The organism is Paradesertivirga mongoliensis (assembly GCF_024436395.1).
Taxonomy (GTDB): domain Bacteria; phylum Bacteroidota; class Bacteroidia; order Sphingobacteriales; family Sphingobacteriaceae; genus Paradesertivirga; species Paradesertivirga mongoliensis.
In genome coordinates this window covers 195051-211728 of sequence record NZ_JAFMZO010000004.1, presented here as the reverse complement: position 1 = coordinate 211728, position 16678 = coordinate 195051, and the positions used below count along the sequence as shown (strand labels likewise).

Genomic DNA, 16678 nt, shown 5'->3' with positions numbered 1-16678 from the left:
TCTGCGATTATCGTTCGGAAGTGTTCTGTAAAGATTACAACCAGATATTAAGCACAACTCACCCGGGATTATCAGCGCAGCATCAGCTACTAAGTTTCATATTCAATTCGCCCTGAAGGATAACTCCCTTAAACTTCAACAGCCAGCCGGAGTATCGCGGGTTGGTCGATTACATTGCAGAACAAAAAGGAGGCTGCTAAACGCAGCCTCTTTTGAATAGCATGACCGTACAGGTCACTTGTATTTCTTTAATTATGGACAGCCGCTGGTGCTAACATTAGCATAGCTACCTGATCCGCTAACCGAAACGCCGTCATTGGTACATCCAGCCAGAACTTTGCAATTTGCTACGTTTTCAAGCCAAACGCCGATACCGGTGCCATTTGTGATCCGGCAGTTCTTTAAAGTGGTGTTATTGCTGCCTGAAAGCACAAAGTATCCTCTGCCACATTGATCAGCATATAACATCTCGGTAGTAATGTTACTGCAGGTATTAGCCAAACGATAGCCTGCATAACCGGTGTTGGTAGCACAACGATAAGCATTTATCGTACCGACAGTTCCGTTTTTGGTCTGGTTGAGTAGTACCCCGCATTCTGCCTTATTTCTGGCAACGATGTTTTGTATGTTAACCCCGTCTATACCGTATGTCTCAAGCCCGTGACCACCGCCCCCGTCGAATGTGCAGTTTGTTACGGTAAGGTTGTAGATGGTATAGTTCCATGCCTCGCTCTCTCTGCTGTCTATTCGCATCGAGATCCAGGGGCTATTATAGATTCTAACATTGTTAAATTTAAGATTGCTGGCCCTGCTGCTGCGAATTCCATAGCCATTACTGCCGTCTCGCAAAATCAGGTCGTGACATTCAAAACCATTTCGAGTATTTGTAATACCATTACCACTGTGTTTTCTGTAAATCGTAACATTATGAAACCATAGTCTTACATTATCTCCAGGTATAACAATCGGCTCGGTTAAATTGCCACCGGTTATGATATCGACATGAGTATTAGCACGCATGCAATTTTTAATCGCTGTTGAAAGACTACTCGTGGTTCCTCTGTCTACGCCGTCGGTGCGCCAAATGTAACCTCCCGATCCATTAGATCTCACCTCGTTTGTGTAAGCTTTAACTGTTGCAGGGTTTTTGCCCCCTCCTGCAACCGATGAAGATTCTTCGCTTGCAGGATTATCAGACTTGCTACAGCCAGCAATTGCGATTACGGCAGCTAAAGCTGCGACTTTCAGGAACGAACTCCTGAATGAATTGATTTTTTTCATTTGGTTTTATAACTGGTTTATAATATAATGCCTACTCTTGAGATTTTCGGCGTCCTCTTTTTTTCGACTTGACGTAGATAGGTGGCCTGGCCGGCTTGTATTTATTATGAGTGGCTTTTCTAATCAGATGCGACCCATTTCAGATGTACCTATTTAAGTGGCCATTAATCCGAGCTATGTCAATACTTTGGTTGCAGGCATTCGACAAAACCGGTGATTGCCAGTCTATTTCAATTGCGGTTGCCTATTGTAAAGATGGAGCTGTGACGCCAGGAAAACGAGTACTTTTGTTCGGAATAGCTTGGTTTAGCGTTCGGAAGTGTGCTGTAAAATTGTCAAAGTATCCTGGCGGTGCACACTCAGGCAGAGTCGGTTCATATATTACTCAATTCCGTCCTGCAATTTATGCTTGCTGTCTGAACTGATTTTAGCGAATTCGGATGGAGTGATTCCAAATTCCGCTTTGAAGCACTTTCTAAAATAGTCTACTTCTGAGAAGCCAACCATAAACGCTACTTCACTGACATTGAATTTTCTATCTTTTAGTAACTGCTTGGCACGTTCCAGTCTCATCTCTTTGATTAATTCGGCAAGATTCAATCCGGTCATACCTTTTATCTTAGCATAAAGCTGAGTGCGGCCAAAACCTGCGGCTTCGCAAATATCATCGACAGAGAGGTTACAATTCGACAGTTGATCCTCTACATAGAGCTTAACTTTTCTAAGCAGCTTTTCATCCGGAGAGCTCGGGATCTCTGCTGAAGGCCTCAGAGATGCAGTTTTTCTGTACTTTTCTTTCAGCTGATTCCTTGCGATCAGCAGCGTTTTGACCCTGGCTGCCAGAAAACTCAGACTGAAAGGCTTGGTTATATAGTCGTCTGCTCCCATCTCGATCCCTTCGATCTTATCCTCCAGAGGTGACTTGGCTGTTAACAGAATGACAGGGATGTGCGCTGATTTTAAATCAGATTTTATTTTTTTGCAGAATTCGAAGCCATTCATTTCAGCCATCATCACATCGGTTATGATGAGGTCGGGATGTTCCTGCAATGCCAGCTTCAGTCCCTCTTTACCGTTTTCAGCTTCAAGCACCGAGTATCCGCTTAAAAAGAATTCTTTCAAATACCGCCTCAGTTCCACATTATCTTCAACAAGAAGTATCAGCGGTAACTTTCCGTCAATGAGGAGTTTATTCTCCTCGATTTTCATCTGCGTTTTTATTCCCGAAAATACGCCCGGGATATCTGGCAGATGTATATCGTCAAGCAACTGCTCGCTAACGCTTTTAGATTCCTGAAAAGTAGCATCGGTATGAAGGTGAAGTGGCAGTTCCACGGTGAAGCAAGTCTCGGCCAGGTCATAATTCAGCCGCTTGCTGCTTGCACTGATGCGCCCGCCCTGAAGTTCGACCAAACTTTTACTGTAGGCCAGCCCGATACCGGTTCCCCCCTGCCTGTTTCCGGAACCTTGTTGAAATGGTTTAAATATGAGTTCTAATTCTTCCCCGGGTATACAAGTTCCCTGGTTTATCACTTTTATACTTACGAATCCGGGCTCGGTGCCGGGATGTTCGTTTAATCTGAAACTTGCTCTGATCGTCCCGGAAACGGGGGTAAATCTCAGCGCATTGGATAATAAGTTCGATATAACTTTTTCGAGCTTATCTTCATCAAAGTAGCAATGGCATTGCCGCGGAGCACAATCTAACACAAGGTTTACGCCCTTGATATCGGCAAGCGGCTTAAATGAAGAAACTATGCAGTTTAAAAAATGTACTGCATCGGCTTTCTTGAGTTCAAGATCCTTGTTTCCGGTTTCAAGTTTCCTGAAATCAAGCAGCTCGTTAACTAGTTTTAACAGACGGTTTCCATTTGTTTGCATAGTTGTCAGCTGCGTCCGGATAACCTGATTTTCGCCTAATAAGCCGAGCAGCCGCTCTATGGGTGCAAGAATTAAAGTGAGTGGAGTTTTAATTTCGTGTGAGATGTTCGTAAAGAACTCCAGTTTGTTTTGGTGAAGCTCATTCTCCTTCTCATGTATCAGTACTTCATATGCCAGTTTTGATTGCAGCCGGGTAAATTTTGTGGCGTAATGATGGTAGGCATAAGCAGCCACAGCAAGCAACAGGCCATAAAATAAATAAGCCCAGGTGCTCGCCCAGAGCGGGGGCAACACTTCGATATTTAATACGGCTGGTTTTAGATTCCAGATCCCATCGCTATTTGAAGAAATAACTTTGAAAGTATACTTTCCAGGTGCGAGATTCGAGTAGGTTGCAATTCTTCTGCCCGCGTCGGTATGCACCCAGTCTTTATCAAAGCCTTCGAGCTTAAATGCGTATTTATTTGCTTTTGGATTGGAATAATGCAACCCGGCAAATTCGATAACAATACTTTTGTCCCCAGAGCTTAGTTCTATTTTATCAGTAAGGTACAAGGGCTTCGACAAAACTACTCTTCCGTTTATCTTTTCGTTTATGCCTACCCGCTGATGCAAAATCTGAAGGTCTGTCAGCACCGTATTTGGCAGCGTTTTTTCAGGAAGTATGCTATCGGGATTGAAAACATTAAAACCATTATTCCCGCCAAAATAAAGCTTGTTATGAAAGCGGCTTTTGTAAACTGCCCCATCCGAAAATTCGTTACTCTGCAGGCCATCCTGTAAAGTAAAATTCCGCAGCCCGAGGGTTTTGGTATCGAGTTTTGAGATTCCTTTTTTATGACTAATCCAGAGATAGCCATTATCGTCTTCGGTAATAGCGGCAATAGATGATCGGGGGAATTTAGCCGTTGAAGACAAATTGCTGAACTTATTTCTTTTCGGATCATAGCAATCCAGGCCGTTGCCGGTTCCAATCCAGATAATTCCACGTCTGTCTTCGTAAATACTGAAAATCCTATTATCGCTGATAGAATTCGTACCAGGTTTGTGAAAGAAATGCCTTACAATTTCATAAGCGGTTTTTCCCTTAACCGGCTTTAAAACAGTTATCCCTCCGCTCAATCCGCCAATTCCTTCCGCTCCTACCCATATCTGGCCTTTGCTGTCTTGAGTGATTACTCTGGAGTATCTGTCGACGGGGGTATTCGTAAAATCAAAATGAACCAGCTTATTTTGGGAATAAATAAACTTATAAATACCATTCCAGCTTGCAAAAAGCAGATTACGTTCCTTATCCTCGGTAATTCCAAACACGGAAATACTGTTCAAACCATTATGTGTAAAATCGCGAAAGGTATCAGTGGATGGATCGTAACTGTTTAACCCGCTTTTTGTACCTATCCAAATTACGCCCCGGCTGTCGCAGTAAATGCTTCTTATCTGGTTATCGTTTATGGTTTTGGTTCCGTCCTTAACAATATGCTGGTAAGATTGTCCCCGTATCACGGTGATGCCTTTGTCCCTAGTCCCGATCCATAAGTTTCCGGCCTTATCTTCGCAGATGCCCCTAACATTGTTGTCAATTATCGAACCTTTGCTTAGCGGGTCATTATAATAGTGCTCAAAGGGCTTCAAATTTAAGTTAGCCTTGTTAATACCATTGCTATAGGTTCCTGCCCAAAAAATATTATGATCGTCTTTATAGAGATCGGTAACATACGAATCGCCCAGTGACCAGGGCTTTACCACGCTTTTTTGATAAACTTTCTTTTGGCTGTTCGTGATATCTGTTTCAATAAGCGAATTTGTTGTGATATCAATATTCCACTTTAGATGGCGATAGAAGACATTGACGGTTTCTACATGCTTTCTGCGGTTAGTAAGGTCGAAGAACGACTGGGGAAGCTTTTCTCTCGGAATCCTTTCAAAATTATCATGCTCGTAGCTGTACCGGCATAAGGCGTCGTTATCGAAGGTCCGTATCCATATGTTCTGGTCTTTGTCTTTAATGATATTATGTATGCGGTTGTTGTTAATACTTGTCGGGTCATCCGGATCATACATATAGGTCTTAAAAGAATATCCGTCGTACCGGCACAGTCCGTCCCAGGTACCAAACCACATAAAGCCATACTTATCTTTGATTATTCCATGAATGGTATTTTGGGCCAAGCCATCCTGAGAGGTTATATGTACAAACTTCAGGCCCGCAGGCTGACAGTAGCACATACCCGCAAACAGCATAAAGACAATCTGCAGGAGAGCAAAACAATTTCCTTTATTTAAACAACACATGAAACGGTTTAACAGGCGACAAACCTATTTCCTGAAATGATTTAATATGGATAGATTATTTCAGAATGAAATAGTTTATATCTTGGTTACCGTAAATTTATAAAATTCCGGCATCGATTAAACATTATTTTTAATCTATTCACAATCAACGCATGCACATGATGTATAGACGATATTTAAAAACTTGTGTGTTGCGTAACTAAATCCAAAATGCAACTTACAAAACCAGAAGCCGAGACCTTTTATGCAAAGGACAGACAAGAATGGAGACAATGGTTAAAAGACAACCATACTTTAAAGCAATCTGTCTGGCTTGTTCAGTACAAAAAGCAATCGAATATACCAAGCATCTCCTGGAGCGAAGCAGTTGACGAAGCACTTTGCTTTGGCTGGATAGACAGTACCAGAAAATCTGTAGACGACCGGCAATTCGTACAGTTCTTTACTAAACGGAAGGCTAACAGTATGTGGTCTAAGATCAATAAAGCGAAAGTAGAGCAACTTATTAAAGATGGCTTAATGGAGAAGCGGGTTATAAAAGCATCAGGATTGCAAAAGCTAACGGTTACTGGACCGTCCTGGATGAGGTTGAGAAACTGGAGATACCTTCGGAACTCGAAAAGGAATTCGAAAAACACCCGGGTTCCGGCGACTTTTTCTTCAGTTTAAGCAAGTCGGCAAAAAAGATGATCCTGACATGGATTGCGCTGGCGAAACGGCCCCAAACCAGAGAAAACCGAATAAAAGAGGTGGCAGAACTTGCGGCTCAGAGGCTAAAGCCTAAACAGTTCAGGTGAGACTTATTTAAAATTAGACGATAATTCCTCCTCGTTTGCTTCGTCCGCAGATAGAAGATTCAACGTCTATCACTAAATTATTACAGTTCTTTTGGCCGCTCCGTTTGCATCTTATCATTATAAAAGCCATGTTCGCTGCAACCAATTTATACATGCACAATGAAATCGCTGAAAATTTCCTGTCTGCTATTTGCATTTCTGATCGCTCAAAACCTCAAAGCCAACGTACGGGTTGCCAGTGTTTTTTCGAGTCATATGGTTCTTCAGCGCGACAAGCCGGTGCCGGTTTGGGGATGGGCTGACCCGGGTGAACAGGTAAGAATAACGTTTAACAGACAAACGAAACAAGCTACTGCTGCGGCAAATGGTAAGTGGATGTTATATTTTGATAAATTTTCGGCGGGCGGCCCCTACATTATGACCGTAAAGGGGAAGAACACCCTAACACTTCACGATATTTATATAGGCGAGGTCTGGCTTTGCTCTGGCCAGTCTAACATGGACATGACCGTGGCTAAAGAAGACCGTAATTGGGCCGGAGTATTTAATGAAGCTGAAGAACTGGCAAATGCCGATTATCCGCTAATACGGGTAATTGATGCAGACTTCACGCCGAGTGTTCCGGTTTTGGACGAAATTAAAACACCTGGCTGGGAGATTGTGACTCCAAAAACTGTAGGACATATGTCGGCAGCGGCCTATTTCTTTGCGCGCAATCTTCAAAAAAAACTTAAAGTGCCGGTTGGCCTTGTAGTAACAGCATATGGAGCCAGTACCGCGGAGGCATGGACCAGCAAGCCCGCCTTAGAGGCTAACCCGAAGTTTACCAGACTTTTAACCGCTTTTCGCGATAAGCTTGAGCAATATGCAAAAGCGAACACGGATACTGCCCTGCTCAATAAAGCAGCAAGGGACCTAAATCAGTGGAGACTGGATACTGCAAAAGCAAGGGCTGAAGGCAAACCGGCTCCAAGAAAACCGCGAACTGCTGTTAACCCTGAGCGGGATCAGCACAGTCCGTTTGTGATGTGGAATGGCATGGTAGCTCCACTTGCTCCGTTCGCTATACGGGGCGCCCTGTGGTACCAGGGTGAGTCAAATTATCCGTCGGCGGACATTTACAGGGAGATCATGGAAGCCTTAATAACCGACTGGAGAAAGCAATGGAAACAGGGCGACTTTCCATTCATTTACGTCCAGCTGGCAAACCACGGGAATCTGATCACAGAGCCGGTGAAGGAAGATCCGATGGTTTCTGTTAGAGACGCTCAGCGAAAAAATCTCTCGATCCCCAATACTGCAATGGTTGTGGCCATAGACAATGCAGACCCTCAAAACCCCGGAAACATACATCCAAAAAATAAGCAAGAAATTGGCCGAAGACTTTCATTAGCGGCCCTGGCTTTGGCATATGGCCAGAAAGATGTAGCCTATTCGGGACCTTTGTATGATAGATTGCAGGTTGAAGGAAATAAGATTCGTTTATATTTCAAACACACCGATGCGGGCCTGACAGCAAAATCGGGAAAGCTGCAGGGCTTTGCCATTGCAGGCGAGGACAAAAAGTTTGTTCAGGCTGAGGCTCAAATAATAGGCAATACTATTCTGGTGAGCAGTCCGGATATAACAAAGCCGGTAGCTGTGCGGTACGCATGGGCAAAAAACCCGCTGATCAGCATTTACAGCAGCAAGGAAAACCTGCCGGCATCTCCGTTCAGGACAGACGAGTGGTAAGTTTTTTTATAAGACGCTTTATTCCCGCAGAGTCTTTCTTAGAAATTTTGCTGAGCTACAATTGTTTCCGAATTCATATGCTGCAAAGCAGGCAGGGTACGGTTACCTCAATGTAAAGAAACGAAACACAGTGGCGCAGTTTGCTGCTTAGCTTTACATTTGTCGCACTTTGAAACAGGTATTAATAGGCATTATATTTTCTGCTCTGTGGGCATCAGCTTCTGTCGCTACGAAGTTTGGAGTAGAATCAGCACCTCCCCTCGTGTTGGCGAATATACGGTTCTTCATTGCCGGATTTATTCTGTTGGGCTTCTCCTATCTGACGAAAACAGGAGATAATTATCGTTTGCCAAATAAGGTAGAGTGGAGACAACTCGGCATCTTTGGGCTTCTAAACACGAGTCTGTACCTCGGCTTGTATGTATATGCCATGAAAAATACCGCAGCTGGTATTGGAAGTCTGGCGGTTTCTACCAACCCTCTTATTATTGTTATCCTCTCTGCATTTTTGCTGAATAGAAAACCATCATTAATAGAAATTCTCTGTATTGTTCTGGGTATGGCAGGAATTGTGCTTGCAGCCTGGCCCTTGCTCGAGAATAGCTATGGCACCATCGGAGGGCTTCTCCTTCTTCTCCTGAGTATGGTGGCGGTTTCATTTGCCAGCGTTTATTATGCATCGGTTAACTGGCGGTTACCCAATTTGCTTATCAACGGCTGGCAGGTATTTCTGGGAGGCATCTTTCTGCTGCCGTTTACATTCTTGCTAAGTAGCTATGATCAGGTAAACTGGGATATACGCTTTACTGCTTCTGTTCTTTGGCTCAGCCTCGCTGTTTCCGTTGTGGGGTTGATCTGCTGGTTCCACCTTTTACGGATCGATGCAGTTAAAGCATCTCTATGGTTGTTTCTTTGCCCCTTATTCGGATTCGCTTATGCCTGGATAATCATGGACGAACCAATAACCCTATACACCATAGCCGGAACTGCCATGGTAATTGTGGCGTTATATGGAGGACAGCAAAGCAGATTCGGTACAAGAAAAGAGTAAGCGGATAACCTTTCCATATTTATCTCAAAACTCAGCTGCCTTACGAATATGGCAGCTTAATTATAAAAACAGAACCTTTGTTAACTTCACTAATTACGGCAATACGTCCATTATGCCGGCCCACTATTTCGTTTGATATAAAGAGGCCCATGCCAAGGCCTGACAGGTTTGATGAAAGCCCCTCAGCCCTATAAAATTTTTCAAAAATCCTCCCCTGGCTTTCAGTAGATATTCCTATACCTGAGTCTTTTACCTTTATTTGCACCTCATTGTTATCCAGTGTAGCGCTTACAGAAATTTTGGTCGATCTGGGGGAGTATTTTATGCCGTTAATTAAAAGATTGGTAAGCGCCTGTTCCAGTCTGAATTTGTCGCCATGGAGGTTAATTTCAGGCACTTCTGACTCCAAAACAATCTCATGGCTTGAGTACATATGTCCAACAGCTTCGATACTTTCATAGATTAATTCCTTTAATGGAAAATCTCCCAGGTTGAGCTGTAAACTTCCTGCTTGAATCTTTGATACATCTAACAAGTCTGCTATCAAATTATTAAGCTTCTTAATCTGGGCAAGTGATTTCTTAACAAAATTATATTCATTGTTCTTTAGGTCCCCTCTTTCTAATAACTGAAGATAAGCCTTAATGCTCGTTAGGGGAGTTTTGAGCTCATGACTGGCAATACTGATGAACTCGTCTTTTTTGCGTTCAATTTCTCTGCTTAACTGCAGATCTTCAACTGCCCTTGTTTTGTTTCTGATGATGTGAATGCTAAGGATAGCCAGCAAGACAGAGATAGACAATCCAAAAGCTAAAATTAAAGCTGGTTCGCGGCTCTCCACTGTAGAGCCAAACGTATCCGTTGGCAGTACAATCATTCTCCATTGTGTTCCGGCGATATAAGTTGTGGAATCAGATAGAAGACTTCTTTTTCGCCTTTTTATTGCTTTTAAAGCATAAACACCAGTATCAGACTTAAATAGCAGGTTTTGACTCGCCGCTATATTTCCATCATAAATTTCAATATGTAAATCCGTGAATCTGCTAAAAACCACCTGCATTAAATCGTTAGCACGAAAAGGGCTGTAAACAAATCCTTTAATATTCTTTTTCCGGTGTTGTTTTGTAAGTGTTGCTTCATGATTCCTATAAATAGGCAGATACAATAAAAAGCCAGGTTGGATATTCTCTTCTGTTTCCTGAACTAATATTACTCGCCGGGTCAAAGCCGGCTGGCCGGTTATCAGCGCCCTGTCGATTGCCTCCCTCCGCCTTGTCTCACTATACATATCATAGCCGAACGCTCTGAGATTTCGTCCCGTAAAGGGTTCAATAAATATAATTGGGGTGAGCTTATCACTTTGGAAGTTAGATTTTACCTTAAATTCCGGATACCCGCCTCTCCTGACATCACTTTCAATTGCGGGAATGAATGACTTGTCAATATATTCAGCATATGCAACGGCCTGTATACCGGGATAGTCCATGGACAAAGAAAGGGTTTCCACATACTCTTTCCAATCATCCGCCGTCACAGAATCTGAGGCGTGAAAGAGCGCCTGACATCCTTTTAAAATTTGCACATAGTCGATTATTTGCTTCCTTAACAACTCTGTCACTCTGGAAACACGTTGTTCGAAAAGTTTTTCCCTTCTTGCGTTCCGGGTAGCGGCTAACTCGTGATAAGTATAAAAGGTAAAAGTGACTAAGCTTACGAATATCAGGATGGCCGGATAATAATTCTTCATTGTTTGTTGGACCCGCATATATAGAAATTTAACCCTGAACTTAACGGTTAAGTCAAGACGGTTTAACGGCCGTTGTATTAAGCTTGCAGTATTAACGTGAGTTCCCTGCCTTTGTTGGGACCAACTTCTAATTCAATTTACCGGCCAAATTTCTGCTAAGTCAGAGCCTCTATCGCATCCGTACCCTGAGCACAGAAGAGTCTGCACCAGAAAATATTATCCAGGATGTCATGGAGAATACCAGCGGCAGATCATTGCCACTGAGGTAAAAGGGACAACAACAGCTGAAAGATCTATATTTGCAGAGTTTGTTTCGACATACAATATGTATTCAACATTGTTAGCACTGCATTCATTGGTTCGATGGCTTGTATTGGCGAGCCTCGTTTTTGCAATGTTTCGCTCGTATCGCGGCTGGCTTACCCAGGGAGATTTTACAAGGTTTGACAACTCTTTAAGGCATTGGACCACCACTATAGCTCATATTCAGCTCCTTTTAGGGCTTGGGCTCTATTTCGTCAGTCCGATAACCGGCTATTTTTTACATAATTTTAAAGACGCGGTCCATTTACGGGAAATCCGCTTTTTCGGAATGGAACATAGCTTAATGATGTTTATTGCAATTCTGATCATTACCATCGGATCTGCAAAAGCAAAGCGTCAGCAAGCCGATCTTGAAAAGTTTAAAACCACCGCAGTTTGGTTTAGCATTGGATTTCTGGTAATACTAAGCTCTGTTCCATGGGCTTTCTCGCCCTTAACCAGCCGACCTAATTTCCGGCCATTCTAGTTCAGAGTTATTGTAAGGAGTAGGGAGAGCGGGTATAACTTTGGCTGGTTCTGCATCGGCGGCAGATCACCGTGTCACGGCCCGCTAAAGGCCAGCATGGCACCTCGCAAAGACGAATGGTTGTTCGGTTCGGCTTCGCTGGAAAGAAGAATGACCAGCTCTTAATTCAAACTCTTGAAATAGTAGTAGAACATAGCCTTCACAATCTGAGACATATTTCTCTCGCCTGTTACCCATCCGGAGATATCTTTTCGATCAAGTCCGGTGTCAAAAGCTATCTGCTTTATCCGAACTTCTTTTTCAAGCATCTGTCGGTCAATCCATGCCGGCGTAACAGTTGTTGCTGCAAATTCGGCAAACTCTCTGGGGTTAACCAGTAATTCGTAACCGGAGGGCAGGAATTTGTCAAACACTTCCCGTGTTCTCTTTATCAAGGTTTTAAAATTGGCATAGTTGCCACTGGTTTTCCCTTGTTCGGTGTCTACCACTACACTTTTATCATCCATTCTAACTACTGTAAACTCAATATTAGATTGCTTTAAATGTACAGCGGCGGCCGCATCCAGTTTCTGTAAGATATCTTCTTCAAATAATCCGGATAATTTATCGAGGTTCTTGATTGTACTCATAGTATGTGATCAGTAAAGTAACATATTATTGGTAGAATCGGTTTTTATCCATCCTACCGGCGGCCAAAGCTCTTTGTTGACGGGCTGTATTAAATGCCTGACTGATACACCAAACAATGCGAAATACCGTTTTTTGCTGAGGGCTGAATTTATATTTCAAAGTTATTTACAACTTCGACACAAGGAACGCTCAGAAATATCCAACAAACCGAGGAATTACAATATCTTTGTTAAAGTTAAAATATGGCAAGATCAACAGAAACTTTCAGTAAAAAAGAAAAAGAGAAAAAAAGGCTAAAGAAAGCTAAGGATAAGAAGGAAAAAGCCGAAGACCGCAAAGCCAATGTCACCAAAGGAAAAAGTTTGGAAGAAATGATGGCGTACGTGGATGAAAATGGGAACATTACTTCGACGCCTCCTGATGTCACTAAAAAGAGAAAAGAAATCAATTCTGAAGACATCCAGATCGGCGTTGCCCGGCAAGAAGCTATACCTCACGATACGGTGAGAAAAGGCATAGTTACCATGTTCAACGAGTCTAAGGGTTTTGGTTTTATTAAGGACTTAGAAACGCAGGAAGGCATCTTTTTTCACATCAATGGCCTCATTGACCCGGTTAAAGAAGGCAACAGCGTAAGTTTTGAAACCGAGCAGGGACAAAAGGGGCTAAATGCGATCAAAGTAAAAAAAACTTAGATCGTTAGCCCCCTTGGGCTTAAGCGCAAAAAAGAAGTATTATCTCTTCGGGAGTGCAAAGGTAATTGAAACGCCGATGGCATTAGCCGAATACCTGTTATTAGCCTGATCTTTATAAGTTAAAGCAGTGTAAGTAAGTCCTATTGCGCTATATGCCAGCTCAACAGTGGGCCCCAGGGCGCCGCGGAAAGTTATGTCTTCTCCGATCCCATCGGCTTTAAAACGAATGCCCTGATGGGAGACTAATCCCGCACCGAAACGTAGCTTTTTAGTCGCCATCCAGTTCGCAGTAAACTGGACTGGCACTCTTGACAAACTAATATTCGCGTTATCGGCCTTAGTCGTCACAAATTTGTAGCCTGCCGTAGCATGAAACAGTAGCTTTTTCAACGCGGGAACTTGAAACTCTGCTCCAATTGCTACAGAGGCTCCTTGCCCTGCCTTTACAGATTGTGTGCTTCCATCAACAAAATAAATTTCCGCCACATCATCGCCGCCAGATTCCAGGCCGCCCCGGATTAGAAGACGAAAAGGTGAAACTTTTTTTTCAGACTGCTGAGCAAATGCATCAGAAAAAGTTGCCGATGAAAGTAAGGAAAACAATAATAATTTTTGTAAAATCTTCATATGGAGGGCGAATACGGAAGATTTACAGCTAAGTTTCATTAAAAACTGCCGGAAGACACCTGATCGGGATAACAGCCTGAAGCTATGGGAGATTAAATTTGACCCGTTTGAACTTTACGGTCGGGAAACAACTTGTGTGTACTTTTTGGACAAAGCTTCGGGGAACCCTGAAGCTTAAATAGTATGGGCTGAAACAGGCCAGCCCATACAGGTAGTAATATTAAATCTGTCCTACTCATTATAGAATATCAGGGAAGCATTTTTAATAATTATAACGTTGCGCTTTTTTGAACTACTACATTTCTTGCGCGGTAATAGGTTGTTCCGGTTGGACCAGGAGAACCTGAAGAGCCTTCCATTTGAAGGTTAATGATAACGTTGAAACGTTTGCCCACAAAGTTTGTACCTGTGTGAGTAGCCCTTTTTACACCATCAATCCAGTATTCCACCGTTACATTGTTGGTTGTTCCAATTCTCCATACATAAGCGGTATAAGTATGCCAGTTGCCAGGACTGGAAATATTTACACCAGTACTCTCCCACCCGCCATCGTAGGTGTTACACCAGTTTGTTGCGCTTCCTTTATACTCAAGGATATCAGTTTCAGGCGGCCATGAATCGGCGCCTGTAATCCAGAATGCTGGCCACGTACCTCTTGTTGATGGCGCCTGGAATTCACCTGAAAACCTCCATTTCGGCCATGAGGCGTCGACTACCGGCTTCACGATTGAGTGAATTGCTCCAGAATAGTAATGAATTGGTAAATAAGGATCTTTATTACTGTTACCGACACCTGACGTAGGCGTTGCTGATAAAGTAAGTACTCCGCCTGATACAGAAATGTTTTGAGTTCTCATCCGGGCAGTTCCATTGTGATCAGATCCCCATGGATACAAGTTGTTCCAGTAGGTGCTTAACGAGCTAAAAGAGCTGGCAGGAATTACTGTTACCCATGTAGCTTTAGTTTCTGCAGCTTTTTTTGATGAAGCACTAGTGATAGCTTCGCTTTCTCTGCTTGTTTCTTTTTTACAAGAGGAAATAATTGCGACGAGCAATAACGCTGTTGCAAATAGCTTTAATTTGTTCATAGTTGATTAGTTAGTTGGTTTTTGATAGTTAAGTAGTTGCTCCCTCTAATATTGTATAATGAAAAGAATTAGAGATAACACGAAATACGTAACAAAATGGTTAGCCGAACGGGGGGAGAATGTGTTGTTTATGGGGGTATTTTAATAAAAAAGCTTGCTGCTCTGCAATTTATAACCAGTTCATTTTTAATTAAATAAAGTTACTGGTCAGTTATTCACTGCCTGGGTTATCATAAAGCAGAGGCCTTCACGTTCAGCGCTCTGCTTCAAAAAACTGACATCACGACAGAGTTGATGAGCATCCTTTAGGTTCGCTCAAGGCAAGGTCAAGACAAGGTCGGGCGAGGTTGTGAAGAAACTCCGAATCAGACATCCTGTGGGAGGGAACATCCATTAGTATCCTCAACTTGAGTGAAGCTAGTTTGAACCTGCGTCTCTGGCGGAGGGATATTCACCATTGGCAAGAATTCCTGTATCTTCCAAGTATTCTGTGTACTCCTTCTGTACACATTGAAGCGAGCTGATCACATCCTCCACATCTTTTTTAGCTGCAGCATTATCGAGGTAGTTTAATGCGTTTTGAAGCTTTGTTATATTGTTGGTTAGCTGTCCTTCTTCCAGCAGGCAACACTTGATATAATCCAGCAGATATAAGTCCACTGTATATCGTAAGCCTGGCTTTTGAACCGAACTTAGAATATTACTGATCTCTTCGCCTGTTAAGTACTTCTGCCCGTTATTTTCTTCTTTCATGTTCTTCAGGTGTTAATGCTGGTTTGTCCTTTTGACAACCTCAGGAATCCCTTTTTGTTTTTCTGACGAGGCTGACGAAGTGATTGTGCGGGGGCTTCAATACAACGAAAGTCAGAACCACAAACAGAGCTGTTTGGCTGTTGGCCAACCAGGAAGAAACGACTAGTAATCGGGGCTTGCACTCGATCGCTCCCGGCTTGTAAATCAACCAATAAAATAATTGCTACCCTATACATCCAGGTCGAGAACTCGCTTTCAGCTTTGAATGAGCGGTACGGCTTCCGGAGCTGAATAATGATCTCCTGCTGCAAATATTTCCGATCCTCCTCCGTATCCATATACATCCGGGCTGCTTTTAATAAAATGCCTTATGCTTTTCAAGGAGAGAAGGAAAGCGGTGTTCATCTTCCGGCATGATTCGGTGAAAGCTTGTTTGTGGGCCGATGCAAATAGGGTACATACGGGTAAAATTTTTATATTTGACTACACACACACTAAGATGAAATATTACCTGACCTTATTACTTGCAATCCTTTCCATTGTATCGTGCAAAAAAAGCGACCACTTAGCTATACCTATTGAAGAAGTGGATACATTAGAAACTAATGGTTTTAAATTCGATTATCTATCATTGGTGATAGATGGCAAAACCTATGTATGCAAGGACAATGGTGGTAGTTACCGCTGGGGAAGTGGGCCGGCTAATAGGAAAGTAGCTTCTATCGACGCGGGCGGAATACACTTAGACAAAGGCAATCCAGATTCTGTAATGTTTTTTCGGGAATACTTTATTTCTAACGATTCCACATTCTCTGTCGACGCGATTTTCTGTAAAAAGTACGCCAAAAAAGACATGACACAACAATTTTTCGTGTGGCATCCTGAAAATCAACTTGATCTGTTCAGACCGGGATTGCAGGGCTTTGCAACCGACTGGGAAAGAGAAAATAGTTATGATGGAGTTAGTCTTAAAGTAATATTTAAAGAAGGCGGTAAATACACCACGTATAGCACCCATAGCCAGCAGTATCCTAACTTCCCCACCGGCATTACGAATGATTCACAAAAAGGCTCTCGTTTTGATATCGTTAAATTGGCATACACCAAGAGAGGTGATTATATTGAAGCCAAATTCAAAACAAAAATCTTCAACTTAAAAGAAGAATCCAAAGTTATTGAGAAAGGTTTCATGCGACTGCACGTGGGATATTTCAGCAAGCAGTGACATTAAACGTTTGGCATGATTAGGGTTGAAAAAGTTTATTGCGGTGTTAAAGTCATTGGCTGTCTAAGGCGTAAGTCTACCGGT

15 protein-coding genes are annotated in these 16678 nt (G+C 42.8%); 7 read left to right on the top strand and 8 right to left on the bottom strand.

Annotated features, from left to right (window positions below; genetic code table 11):
• Positions 1 to 252 precede the first annotated feature (252 nt).
• A complete protein-coding gene (locus J3P43_RS16455; RefSeq protein WP_255904478.1) occupies positions 253 to 1281 on the bottom strand; it encodes a right-handed parallel beta-helix repeat-containing protein in 1029 nt (342 codons plus the stop codon).
• Positions 1282 to 1662: 381 nt separating this feature from the next.
• The gene (locus tag J3P43_RS16450; RefSeq protein ID WP_255904476.1) at positions 1663 to 5391 is read right to left on the bottom strand and encodes a hybrid sensor histidine kinase/response regulator transcription factor; all 3729 of its coding nucleotides are present in this window, start codon (positions 5389 to 5391) and stop codon (positions 1663 to 1665) included.
• Positions 5392 to 5667: 276 nt separating this feature from the next.
• On the opposite strand from J3P43_RS16450, the gene J3P43_RS16445 reads away from it, so the two are divergent.
• The 4 genes from J3P43_RS16445 (at position 5668) to J3P43_RS16430 (ending at position 9039) form a co-directional block, all read left to right on the top strand.
• Positions 5668 to 6126, top strand: coding sequence for a YdeI/OmpD-associated family protein (locus tag J3P43_RS16445; RefSeq protein ID WP_255904474.1), 459 nt, complete (start codon positions 5668 to 5670; stop codon positions 6124 to 6126).
• On the top strand, positions 6036 to 6254 hold the full coding sequence (locus J3P43_RS16440; protein ID WP_369414811.1) for a YdeI/OmpD-associated family protein: 219 nt from the start codon (positions 6036 to 6038) through the stop codon (positions 6252 to 6254). Before J3P43_RS16445 ends, J3P43_RS16440 begins: the two co-directional genes overlap by 91 nt.
• A gap of 159 nt (positions 6255 to 6413) precedes the next feature.
• Entirely contained in the window at positions 6414 to 7988 is a 1575-nt protein-coding gene (locus J3P43_RS16435) for a sialate O-acetylesterase (RefSeq protein ID WP_255904473.1), read from the top strand.
• Positions 7989 to 8157: 169 nt separating this feature from the next.
• The gene (locus J3P43_RS16430; RefSeq protein ID WP_255904471.1) at positions 8158 to 9039 is read left to right on the top strand and encodes a DMT family transporter; all 882 of its coding nucleotides are present in this window, start codon (positions 8158 to 8160) and stop codon (positions 9037 to 9039) included.
• A gap of 40 nt (positions 9040 to 9079) precedes the next feature.
• Here J3P43_RS16430 and J3P43_RS16425 read toward each other — a convergent pair whose 3' ends face one another.
• On the bottom strand, positions 9080 to 10786 hold the full coding sequence (locus J3P43_RS16425; protein ID WP_255904469.1) for a CHASE domain-containing protein: 1707 nt from the start codon (positions 10784 to 10786) through the stop codon (positions 9080 to 9082).
• A 325-nt stretch (positions 10787 to 11111) separates the two neighbouring features.
• Between J3P43_RS16425 and J3P43_RS16420 the strand changes: the two genes are divergently transcribed.
• A complete protein-coding gene (locus J3P43_RS16420; protein WP_255904467.1) occupies positions 11112 to 11576 on the top strand; it encodes a hypothetical protein in 465 nt (154 codons plus the stop codon).
• 161 nt (positions 11577 to 11737) lie between these two features.
• Here the strand turns inward: J3P43_RS16420 and J3P43_RS16415 are convergent, their stop codons facing one another.
• The gene (locus tag J3P43_RS16415) at positions 11738 to 12205 is read right to left on the bottom strand and encodes an XRE family transcriptional regulator (RefSeq protein ID WP_255904465.1); all 468 of its coding nucleotides are present in this window, start codon (positions 12203 to 12205) and stop codon (positions 11738 to 11740) included.
• 243 nt (positions 12206 to 12448) lie between these two features.
• Here J3P43_RS16415 and J3P43_RS16410 point away from each other — a divergent pair, with 243 nt between their 5' ends.
• Positions 12449 to 12901, top strand: coding sequence for a cold shock domain-containing protein (locus tag J3P43_RS16410; protein WP_255904463.1), 453 nt, complete (start codon positions 12449 to 12451; stop codon positions 12899 to 12901).
• A gap of 39 nt (positions 12902 to 12940) precedes the next feature.
• On the opposite strand, the gene J3P43_RS16405 is transcribed toward J3P43_RS16410, so the two are convergent.
• The 4 genes from J3P43_RS16405 to J3P43_RS16390 all read right to left on the bottom strand — a co-directional run bounded on the left by J3P43_RS16405 (position 12941) and on the right by J3P43_RS16390 (position 15713).
• Positions 12941 to 13528: a hypothetical protein gene (locus tag J3P43_RS16405; RefSeq protein WP_255904461.1), complete on the bottom strand. Its 588-nt coding sequence runs from the start codon at positions 13526 to 13528 to the stop codon at positions 12941 to 12943.
• A 269-nt stretch (positions 13529 to 13797) separates the two neighbouring features.
• Positions 13798 to 14616 (bottom strand): glycoside hydrolase family 16 protein, encoded by an 819-nt coding sequence (locus J3P43_RS16400; RefSeq protein ID WP_255904459.1) that lies wholly within the window; start codon positions 14614 to 14616, stop codon positions 13798 to 13800.
• Between the two features lie 417 nt (positions 14617 to 15033).
• Positions 15034 to 15369, bottom strand: a complete 336-nt coding sequence (locus J3P43_RS16395; protein ID WP_255904457.1) for a hypothetical protein — start codon at positions 15367 to 15369, stop codon at positions 15034 to 15036.
• A 5-nt stretch (positions 15370 to 15374) separates the two neighbouring features.
• Positions 15375 to 15713 carry a hypothetical protein gene (locus J3P43_RS16390; protein ID WP_255904455.1) on the bottom strand — a complete coding sequence of 113 codons (339 nt, stop codon included), beginning with the start codon at positions 15711 to 15713 and terminating at the stop codon, positions 15375 to 15377.
• Positions 15714 to 15868: 155 nt separating this feature from the next.
• Between J3P43_RS16390 and J3P43_RS16385 the strand changes: the two genes are divergently transcribed.
• Positions 15869 to 16594, top strand: a complete 726-nt coding sequence (locus tag J3P43_RS16385; RefSeq protein WP_255904453.1) for a hypothetical protein — start codon at positions 15869 to 15871, stop codon at positions 16592 to 16594.
• The last annotated feature ends 84 nt before the right edge of the window (positions 16595 to 16678 follow it).